This window comes from Corynebacterium sp. CCUG 65737, from assembly GCF_024454115.1.
Classification (GTDB): Bacteria; Actinomycetota; Actinomycetes; order Mycobacteriales; family Mycobacteriaceae; genus Corynebacterium; species Corynebacterium genitalium.
The window spans coordinates 397,612-408,421 of the sequence record NZ_JAGPZB010000001.1; the positions used below are offsets into that span (position 1 = coordinate 397,612).

Consider the following 10,810-nt stretch of genomic DNA (forward strand, 5'->3'; position numbering starts at 1 on the left):
TGACGCGCTTTCGAAGAATAAGCTTGATCTCGTGTCAACCCTTATCCCCGTCCACGCATCCGAGCACATCCTAGGTGGCGTCTCTGAATATCTGGCCACCGCGTTTTCACTAGCGAACCCGGAGACGTCGAATGCGCTGAAGGCGTTCCTCGAAGACACGGAGCGCGGTATGTTCCACGGGCCGTACGTGCGGGTGCGGTTGCCGTATGCCCGTGCGATTGGGTGGGACGGGATCTTGGACTGGATGCCGTCGTGGTTCACGCCGTACCACCACCAGGCGGAGGCGTTCCGCAGGCTGCGTAGCCGGGATGAGAACGGGGATCGTCGCCCGGATCCAACGCTGGTGATCACGGGCACGGGCTCGGGTAAGACGGAATCTTTCCTCTACCCGGTGCTCGACCACGCGGCGCGTGCTCGCGCCCAGGGGCACACCGGCGTGAAGGCGTTGCTGCTGTACCCGATGAACGCGCTGGCGAACGACCAGGCTGATCGGTTGGCGAAGTTAATTGCCGATGAACCGGCGCTAGCGGGGGTTACGGCGGGTATCTACACCGGCGAGGCCGCGGGCAATGTGAAGAAGGTGACGGCGCATTCGTTGATCAATGATCGCGACGAGATGCGCCTGAACCCACCGGACATCCTGCTCACCAACTACAAGATGCTGGATCAGCTGCTGCTGCGCCCCGAAGACCGGGAGATCTGGCGCAAGTCCGCGACGTCGTTGCAGTACTTGGTGTTGGATGAGTTCCACACATACGACGGCGCGCAGGGCACCGATGTCGCACTCTTGCTGCGCCGACTCGGATTGATGCTGAAGGAGCACCAGCCGACTGGCTTCATGGGTGAATATGCGTCGAACCCGTTGGGGCGTGTCACGCCGGTGGCAACCTCGGCAACGCTGGGCGGCGACGATGACCGCTCCAAGGTGTTGGAGTTCGCGGGCACCATCTTCGGGGAAGCGTTCACGCCGGATGCGTTGGTGAGCGAGAAGACGCTCACGTACGACGAGTGGACCGAGGAGATCGGCCAGACCTTCGGGCATGGCGCCGCTGCCCTGCCGCCGGACATCGATGAGCTGCGCGGGATCGTGGACGCGGTCGCGAGCGACACCTCCGGGCGCGACCACGCGGACGTGGTGCTGGATATCTTCCGTACGCAGCTGTGGGGGCTGGATGCGGGTGCGGACCTGGACGCGACGATCGCGGCGTACGCGGTGCACCCGATCACTAGGGCGCTACTGGATGGGGACGGCAAAGCCAAGCCCCTCATCCAACGCGAGGGCGAAGAGACGAAAACGCTGCCGGAGGAAATGTTCGACCCGATTGTGCTGCGCAGTTTGGGCGAGGACACGGCACGGGAGTTCGTCACCCACCTGCTCACCGCCGTGGCGCACGTGCGCGCACTGGCAGGGGAGCAGTACGGCTTCGGCGGCAAACGCCTGCCCGGTGTGGAGACGCACCTGTGGGTGCGTGAGGTCTCCCGCATCGAGCGCGCGGTCACGCCGACCGAAGACGGACAGGTGTTCCGCTTCGGGGACGATGGACAACTCGGTGCCGGGGACGCCGCGGTGTGGCTGCCCGCGATCTACTGCCGCGAATGCGGTCGCGCCGGGTGGATGACCGCACTTGAGCCCGGCACCGATGCGGTGGTGTTGGATGGTGGGGCGATTAGGAAGGCGAGCGTCGATAAGCCTGAGCTCCCGCGTCCGCTTATTGACGCCACGAACGAGTACCGCCGCGCTGTCGCCGATGGGGCGGAGTTGAGCGCGTTTTATGATGAAGACGGCAAGCGCGCGCTGATGTGGTTCCACACGTCCACGCGCACGTTGAGCACCACTGAGCCGAGCGAGGAAGCGCGTGCGGAGGGCAGCTCGGTGCCCGTACTCACGTACTCGGGCCTGGGCGCGGAGGACTACGCGCGCGACCAGGTGTGCCCGAATTGCGGGGAGCCGGACGCGGTGCGCTACATCGGCTCGCGCGTGGCCACGCTGTTCTCGGTGGGGCTGTCGAACCTCTTCGGTATGCCCTCGCTTGCCCAGGAGGAGAAGAAGACGCTGGTGTTCGCGGACTCGGTGCAGGACGCGGCGCACCGGGCAGGCTTCGTGCAGTCGCGGGCGCGGACGTTTGGGATTCGTACGTTGATGCGGGCCGTCGTTGGCGCCGTCGCAGGCTCCGGCGCCCACGAAGAGGGGGTGACGATCGCGCAGATGCCGCTGCGGATCCTCGAGCGCGCCGACGCTGCCGAGGACCCGCTGCGCGCACGCTTCGAACTTTTGCCACCGGAAATCTCGGATGCGCCCACGTTCGTCCCGTTCTGGTCCAAGGACGCGGACGAGAACGCCCGGCGCGCCGCTACTACTGCGGTGCTGCAGCGGTTGGAGCTGGACGCGGCGCTAGAGTTCGGGCAGCGCGCGCACCTGCCGCGCTCGCTGGTGTCCACGGGTGCGCTCGCGCCATCGGTGGCGGTGGATGATGCGGTGTTGGTGGAGGCTGCCCGGGAGGCGCTGAAGAGCATCGATGCGGGCCTGTTCGACGTCGTCGATGCGGACGCGGACGAGGTGCAACTGCGGTGGATGCGCGGGCTTCTGGAGCAGATGCGCGATCGCGGCGGTGTGTACACGCCGATGCTGGCCAGCTACTTGCAGGATGACGCGAACTCGTGGCGGCTGCACAACCGCTACGCCAAGGCGCGCGGCATGCGGCGCTTTCCCAAGGGCGGTGCGCCGCAGTTTCCGCGTTCCGGCCCGGCGTTGGACGACAAGGACCGCGGTGTCACCCCGCTGGGCAGCCCGCGCGGGCGTTATGCGCGGTGGACGTCCAAGATGCTCGGCATCGGCACCCACGATGCGGCGACAGTGTTGACCAACGTTTTCCGCGAGTTGGCTCGGCGCGAGGTGGTGATGGCGGTGTCCACCGACACCGGCGCCACCATGTACGCCATTGCGCCGCAACACGTGGTGGTGCGGTGCGAAGAGGAACCGGCGCTGTTGCAGTGTGAGGTGTGCAATGCGACCTTGGGCGCAGATAAGCATGCCCGCGATTTGCTTGATGGTGTGCCGTGCCCGACGCCCGGGTGCCCGGGAATGCTCGGCGTGGAGGGGGTTACTGCGAACTACTACTCGCAGCTGTACTCCTCGACCACCCCGCGCGCGATTGTGGCGCGGGAGCACACCGGGCTGATTCCTAAGGAGGAGCGCCTGGCGCTTGAACGGGCGTTTCGCGGCGGTGAGGACACGAACGACCCGAGCGCGCCGAACGTGCTGGTGGCCACGCCGACACTGGAGATGGGTATTGATGTCGGGGACCTCTCCACGGTCATGCTCGCCTCCCTGCCCAAGTCCGTGTCCTCGTACGTGCAGCGCGTCGGGCGCGCCGGGCGTCTCACCGGCAACTCGCTCGTGCTCGCGTTCGTGCAGGGACGCGGTACCACGCTGCCGAAACTGAACCAGCCGCTGTCCGTCATCGCAGGCAATGTGGTGCCGCCGGCGGCGTTCCTCTCCGCCACAGAGATCCTGCGCCGCCAAGCGACCGCGTATGTGGTGGACACGCTCGACTTCAATGCGCACGGGTTGGATGTGCAGACGGCGAGCGATGTGTTCAGCTTCCGCAAGGTGTCCCTGCTTGATGTAGTGGCGGACGAGATCAGCCAGGGTGTCGAGGCGCGCGTTGAGGCGTTCCTTGCAACCATTGCCGGGTTCGTGGACGAGGCCACCGTGGACGGTGTGCGCGAGTGGGTGTGCGGGCAGGGGCCCGATTCGCTGACCGGGGAGATGCAGCGCACCCGCACGCTGTGGGATAGCGAGGTGAAAGAGTTCACTGCGCGCCGGGACACACTGCAGGAGCGGTTGCTCGAACTTGAGGCAAAGGTGGACCCGAACGCGGGCACCGAGAACGCTGACCCGGATTTGGAGCGCGAGAAACGTAGCACCAAGGCGGCATACAAGCGGATCTCGCGGGATCTCAACTCGATCCTGCTCAAAGAGCACTGGATTTCCGCCATGGAGCGCTACGGCCTTCTGCCCAACTTCACGCTGCTGGATGATGCTGTGGAGCTCGCTGTCGTCGTGTCCCAGCTCGACCCCTCCACGATGCAGATCAACCCGGAGACGTTCGAGCTCTCCCGCGGCGTGTCCTCGGCGCTTACGGAACTCGCGCCGGGCAACACCTTCTACGCCCGCGGCATTGCCGCCAAGGTGGACGCGGTTGAGGTGGGCATGAACGGCGCCGACATCGAGCAATGGCGGTTGTGCCCAGCTTGCTCGTACGGCGAGCGGGTAGGTGCTTCGACTCACTCTGGGGCGTGCCCCGAGTGCGGAGCCAGCGCCTTTGCCGATAAGGGACAGATTGTGGACACCGTGCGCATGCGCCGGGTTTCGGCAGAGGTGGACAAAGCACGTGCGCTTATCGACGACTCCCGTGACTCCCGCCACGAACTCAGCTATCACACCGCCTTGAGCTTCTCCGTGCCTGAGGGCGGGCGCGGTGCACGCTGGTTCCTCTCCCAGGGCTTTGGAGCGGAGTACCTCCGGTACGTGAACCTGAGCTGGTTCAACCTCGGCCGAGGCCCGTCGGCGAAGAAGGTGTTCGCTGACAAGGAGACCGACGCGCCGCTGTTCACCGTGTGCAACTACTGCGGACACCTAGATTCTCAAAACGGCGAGAACTCAAAGTGGGATCACCGCCCGTGGTGCCCGAAGCGCACAGCGCGGGAGGAAGAATCGGTGACGGTCGCGCTCAACCGCACGCTGCAAACCCAAGGTGTGCTGCTGCACGTGCCGGTGCAGTTGACCGCCGGCGACAACTCGACCATTCCCAGCCTCACCGCCGCCATTCGGTTGGGTTTCAAGGAGGTGCTCGGCGGAGATCCGGATCACTTGAGCGTGGTCACGGTACGCGTGCCGGATCACAAGGGCGACACTGTCGAGGCGTTGTTGATGCACGACAACGTGCCCGGTGGAACGGGATACCTCTCGCAGTTCGCTTCTCCCGAAGATGTGCGCCGCCTGCTCGAGCAAGCCTTCATCCGGGTCAAGACATGCTCGTGCGCAAGCGATGAACGCCTCGCCTGCCCGGACTGCCTCTTGCCCTACACCCACTGGACCCAGATAGAGGTCACGTCCCGGGCAGCTGCTGAACGCGCTTTGCGCTCCATCCTCGCCGACCAGGTTCACCCGGCACCCGAACTTGACCCCTTAACGGTCGCATGGGAGACGCAGACTCACGCGCCGGAGCACGACAACTCTTCCCACTTGGAGGTGAAGTTCCGGGAAGTGCTGCGCAAAGCGCTGGAAGACCGCCATGCGACGGTGAAGGACGTACCCAACGCCGGGCAAGTGGAATGGCAGATCACGTTCACAAACGGCGAGTCCTGGAAGATGCGCGAACAGGTGAACAAGGGGTACACCACACCTGATTTCGTGTTCACACACCGCACGAACCCCGGGGTGCGCCCAGTCGCCGTCTACACCGACGGAGTTGCGTTCCACATCAGTGAGGCGCACTACCGTTTCCCCGATGACATCGTGAAGCGCAACCGGCTCCACTTCGAAGAATCCTGGCTGCCGTGGAACGTCACCGATGCGGATATTGAGTGGTTCAAGCAGGAGCAAGACCAAGTCGCGGACCCTCCATTCTGGACGGTGGCGCAAAATCAACCTGAGTTTGCCGGGTTTGGCGCAGGCGGGTGGAGCTTCCTTAAGTCCTCGCCGGTGACGCAGTTGCTGACCTATCTGGCCACCCCAGTGACGAGCATGCACGCGATGTCGGCGAAAGCGCTCTTCCTGCTCCTCAAACTGAAGGTGCGTGCAGCGAACACTCCCAACGGGCCACGACTCACCTTCAACAAACAGATCCACGTCGGGGGTTCCGTCACGGGAGAGCAGTTCCACCCCAAGCGGCTCTATGTAGATGCGCCGACTGCCGGTTCCATCACTGAGGGCAATTGGCGCGACTTCTTGCGCTTCGCCAATATTCTCTGGTTGGCGGATTCCGCGGTCACCATTGCCACCACTGAATTCGACGAGGTTCCGGCAGCTCAAGCCATGCCGGAAATTCCAGCAGACGCGTCCATTGCCGCGGACAGAACTGAACTTCCTGCTGCATGGGCAGATGCCATTGAGGAATTCGAAGACGAGTCTTCCGTCGTAGCGGCGCTGCGGCTGCTCGCACGCGCGGGTGCCGAAACGACCGAAGAGATCGGTGAAGAGGTCGGCAGTCTACCCACCGCAGTGGCGTGGCCAGACCGCAAGATCGCGTTGCTGATCGAACGCGACGATTCCTACGCCGACGCGGAAACCCGCCTCATAGACGACGGTTGGACGCTCATGTACCCGGATACACTCGACGAGCAGACAATCCCGGCGGCGTTGATGGGATAAGGAGTGACGCACATGGTTACTTTCAGCTTCTACAGCGGCCTGAAACTCGACGGTGCCTTGCACAAGTCGGTGATGAACTTCCTGCAGAAGCTCGCGGAAGACCCGGCGAACCCGTCGCTGCGCATCAAGACGCTCAACAATGCCGTGGACAAGCGCGTTCGAACCGGGCGCGTCAACGACCAGTTCCGCGCGGTGCTCTTTGAGCTCAAAGACTCCGAAACGCACCACTTCGTGCTCGTGGACGTCGATTCCCACGATGAGGGAAATGCTAAGGCTGAGCGTCTCGATCCTGCACGGCTTCGCTTGACGGTCAATCCCGTCAACGGTCTGACGCAGCTGATCCACGAAGAAGCCGCCGCCCCCGCAGATTCAGGGCACGCCGCAGGCGCGACAGAGTCTGAACGCAAGGCTCGAGCCGCAGCCGACGCCGCGAAGGCACTGGCTGAGCGACAACAGCGACAAGCCGCTCTGCTGTCGGAGAAGAAAGGGGTTGACGCGGTTGTCGTCGAGAAGCAAAAGCCCGCTCCTCGAACCGAAATGGAACGTCACGGCTACACCCCTGCGAGCTTGTACGAAGAGCTCGGTGTGGAGCAGACGCTTGCCGACGCCGTGTGGAGGGCGCAATCCGAACAGGAACTCGAGCTTCTTCTCGAGGGACGCCCAACGTGGGAACACGACGCGATCCTGGGCCTCGCCGCCGGGTACACAGTGGAGCAAGTCCGTGAATCGCTCGGGTTGCAGAAACTCGAACCGGGTGAAGACGCCGTTGATGAGGACGCACGACTGCTTGCTGGTCTCCGGCAGCCTGCCGCGGAATTGGATTTCGCCTACGTCGACGACGTCGACACAGATTCCCTCCGCGCGGTCATCGATGCTGGCTCTTTCGACCAGTGGCGCGTGTACATTCACCCCGAGCAACGCCGAATGGCGGAAGGAGCTCGAAGTGGATCCTCGCGTGTCTTCGGAGGTGCCGGAACAGGCAAGACCGTCGTGGCTGTGCACCGCGCGAATAACCTCGCACTCCGTTCGGTGTCGAACCAAGACCCAGGTGATCTGCCGCCTCGGGTACTGCTGACGACGTTCACGAAGGGATTGGCAGAAGGGCTGAAATCTCAGCTCAATGCCTTGAACCCCAAGTTCCCTGAAGGGCCTAACCCCGGAGAGGCGGGCATCTGGGTCGACAACGTGGACGCCGTGGTGCGCCAGGTACTCAACCTCGCATCCCCCTCTGAAATAGAGGAAGCGACGAAGCGAGTTTTGGGGCACTCTGCCTCACGCGTGCGCCCCTACCTTGAGCGCGATGCGGAGCAAGTCTGGGAAACGGCTCTTGAATCCGCCAGCGAGGATCTTCCGCGTTCCGTCGCAAATCTGACATTCCTGCAGCAGGAATACGAGGGTGTTGTCCTCGGTGGCGGGGTGACAAGTCAAGCCGACTACCTGAAGGTTGCGCGCACGGGCCGGGGGACACCCCTGAACCGAAAGCAGCGCAAGCTCGTCTGGGACATCCTGCAATCCGTCATGCAAACCCAAGCTGTCGACGGCCAATTGTTCTGGCCCACGATGTCGGCGGTGGGGGCCGAGGTCCTGAACGTGCGCTATGAAAACGGCGGGGGCTCTCTATTCGACCACGTCGTGGTGGACGAGGCCCAGGACTTCAACGCAGGACACTGGCGCTTTCTACGCGCGTGCGTTGCCGAGGGTCCCAACGACATTTTCATCGCTGAGGATTCACACCAACGCATCTATGGCCAGCCGCTTCGACTTTCGCGCTTCGGCATTTCTACGCGTGGCCGCGCCTCGAGCCGCCTAACGCTGAACTACCGCACTACCAAAGAAAACCTCGAGTACGCACTGCGGATCCTTGCGGGCGAGGAGGGCCTCGCCTATTTGGACGGCGAGGGGGAGATTGATTCCGTTGCCGGCTACCGCTCGGCTCGCACGGGGCCGCAGCCGTACTTGGTCCGCGTCGATTCCGAGGAGCAAGAGTTCGACGTTGCGGACCACTACATCTCGCAGTGGTTGGACTCCGACCGCGACGTTCACATCGGTGTCATGTGCCGCACCCGCGGTCAGATTTCGCGGGTGGTCTCCGGTCTTGCCGACAGAGGAATCGATGCTGTGGCGACCCGTAACGCGGAGCGAGCATCCCACGAGCAAGTGTCCGTGATGACCATGCACGGTGCCAAGGGTATGGAATTCACCCACGTTCTCCTGATGGGAGTGGGCAAGGAGCTCATGCCGCTTCGCTTCCGGTTGAAGGATCTCTCCGAAGAGGACGCCCGTGAAGCGCTGCAACGGGAGCGTTCCCTCCTTTATGTCGCTGCCTCACGTGCGCGTGATGAGTTGGTCATTACTACGACGGGAGAACCGTCGGAGCTGTTGCCTGAGGCATAAAAGGCTTGGCGGGGGCTATATGTCAGTCGTTTTCGCAGTTCATAGGTTCAATCAGTGCATTGTCCGGATGGGGTTGTAGAGTAGGCAGCACTGAAACGTTTACGAGCTACCAAAGGAGCGACAATGACAGCCGGTTTCGTACCAAGCAATGTCCGTCATTGGACTCTGGAGGAAGCGGTAGACGCCCGAGACCGTGTAGCGGAAGAGATTGCAGCCAATGGCAAGAGCGTGAAGGAACTCCGTTTCCGAGCATCGGAGTGGTCTCTCAGTGCTGATGAGCTCAATCTTCTGGATGAGTACGAGCGACTTGAGCGCATGATCAAGTTCGCTAACGGTGAGCCAATCTAAAACTCTGGAGCTATGCAACAAGCCGCGAAATCCATTGACCTTCAAGCTTCAGATTTCGCGGAAAAGATTACGCGTGTAGCGAAGATCTTTGCTGGTGAAAAAGCACATGACTACAAGTCCGAGATCATGCCCAGTGAGAATGGCTGGCTTGTGGAAATTCACAATCGCCAACGCGGCTTCACTCTGAATGCCGACGAGGAAGACGCTTTTCTTGTCAAAGCTCACTGGACCTGTTCTTCGGATCGAACGGGGCAATGGCTCAAAGTTGAACGATCTAGTTTCGGCGTGTTTCTGGCCAAGAACCCTCGTCGCCCCCTGTTCAGGTATGACTTCCACGGTGATTACGGCGATAGTCTCCCGAAAGCACACATTCATTTCCAGGCTGATCACCCTGACATGGACGCCACCCAAGCGATGCGGGATACCGAAGAATCCTTAACGCATCTTGGTGAGGGGAGTAAGCGGGCGAGACGCCGTTCGAATCACAGAAAACAACCAAAGGTAGCCGATCTCCATTTTCCCGTCGGTGGTACTCGGTTCAGACCAGCACTTGAGGATATCTTGCTCATGATGCTCGAGGAATACGGGGTTGTACCGGTGAGCATGAGTCCCGTTGACGCGAAGAAGGAACTAAGGAAGTCTCTGTCGGACTGGCGGCTCGCACAAGCTCAGGCAGTGATTCGGGATACACCGTTACTGGCCCTGGACTTTTTCGAAGACGAAGGCTTTCAGGTGGTTGCAGACCCGAAGATCCACGACCGAGATATGGATCCGCGTGACTACTTCCGCAATCGGACCGAAAAGCTCACCGAGCTCTGATCTTTCAGTTTTCACTCTTTAGTGCCACCGCTGCTGGTGCTCGGCGTGGGTGGACAGGTACGAGCCGGGGTTGAAGATCTCGTCGTAGTAGTCGGTGTCGAGGTGCTGGGCCTGGAGGTAATTCATGATCCAGACGGTGGGGATGGTGCCGGGGAATTTGCCGAAGGTGTCCCAGATGTAGGTGGCTTGGAGCTTCATCAGTTCGGTAAAGCGCTCGTCGGGTTTTGCGGCCTGGGAGCGGATGGCGCGGCTCTCGGTCCACGGACCCGGGGTGTCCGGGTGGAAGGGGCCGCCGGGACCGTATTTGCGCTCGAAGAAGGCGTCGACGGCATCGGCCATCGTGTCGTAGTACGGCGGGCGGTAGGTCTCGAAGACTCCCTTCTTTCCCACGGCATTCGGGAGCGACCAGCGCTCGTCTTCCTCGATGTCGAAGCCGAGGCCGGGGACGTCCTCACGCCCGGAGCCGCCGAGGAAAGTGAGACGGTCGATGCCGTCGAAGCTCCATCCGCCGAGCCCCAGCGCGCCGAGGACGAGGTGGCCGAGCAGGGTAGACGACATGAGCTCCGCGGTGGCCTCGGTCTGGGAGTACTGCTCGAGGAAGGTGAGGGGCAGGGGATCGTCGACACGCGCGATGTCGCCGAATTCCTTGATGCCGGGGATCTCGCGGCCGTTGATGTCGTCGTAAATGACGTATTTGTTGCGGGTGAAGAAGGCGAGGTTGGCCAAGGTGTGCTGCGCCAAGTCGGAGACCGGCGCGATGAGCAATGAGCCGGGGTGGTTGGCAATCCACGTGTTGCTTAAGTTCTAGTGGTCGTTGCAACACTGATCTGAAGGGTTGGTGTTGGTGATGACGGTGTCACGGTGGGATCCACC

General features: G+C 62.3%; 5 protein-coding genes. 4 read left to right on the plus strand and 1 reads right to left on the minus strand.

The window, feature by feature from the left end; genetic code table 11:
- Positions 1–31: 31 nt before the first annotated feature.
- The 4 genes from KBX17_RS01990 to KBX17_RS02005 all read left to right on the plus strand — a co-directional run bounded on the left by KBX17_RS01990 (position 32) and on the right by KBX17_RS02005 (position 9,937).
- Positions 32–6,376, plus strand: a complete 6,345-nt coding sequence (locus KBX17_RS01990; RefSeq protein WP_256018285.1) for a DEAD/DEAH box helicase — start codon at positions 32–34, stop codon at positions 6,374–6,376.
- A 12-nt stretch (positions 6,377–6,388) separates the two neighbouring features.
- Positions 6,389–8,770: a 3'-5' exonuclease gene (locus KBX17_RS01995; RefSeq protein ID WP_256018287.1), complete on the plus strand. Its 2,382-nt coding sequence runs from the start codon at positions 6,389–6,391 to the stop codon at positions 8,768–8,770.
- A 123-nt stretch (positions 8,771–8,893) separates the two neighbouring features.
- Positions 8,894–9,118, plus strand: a complete 225-nt coding sequence (locus tag KBX17_RS02000) for a hypothetical protein (RefSeq protein ID WP_256018288.1) — start codon at positions 8,894–8,896, stop codon at positions 9,116–9,118.
- Positions 9,119–9,130: 12 nt separating this feature from the next.
- A complete protein-coding gene (locus tag KBX17_RS02005; protein WP_256018290.1) occupies positions 9,131–9,937 on the plus strand; it encodes a hypothetical protein in 807 nt (268 codons plus the stop codon).
- Positions 9,938–9,955: 18 nt separating this feature from the next.
- Here KBX17_RS02005 and KBX17_RS02010 read toward each other — a convergent pair whose 3' ends face one another.
- Entirely contained in the window at positions 9,956–10,702 is a 747-nt protein-coding gene (locus KBX17_RS02010; protein WP_256018291.1) for a hypothetical protein, read from the minus strand.
- Positions 10,703–10,810: the final 108 nt, after the last annotated feature.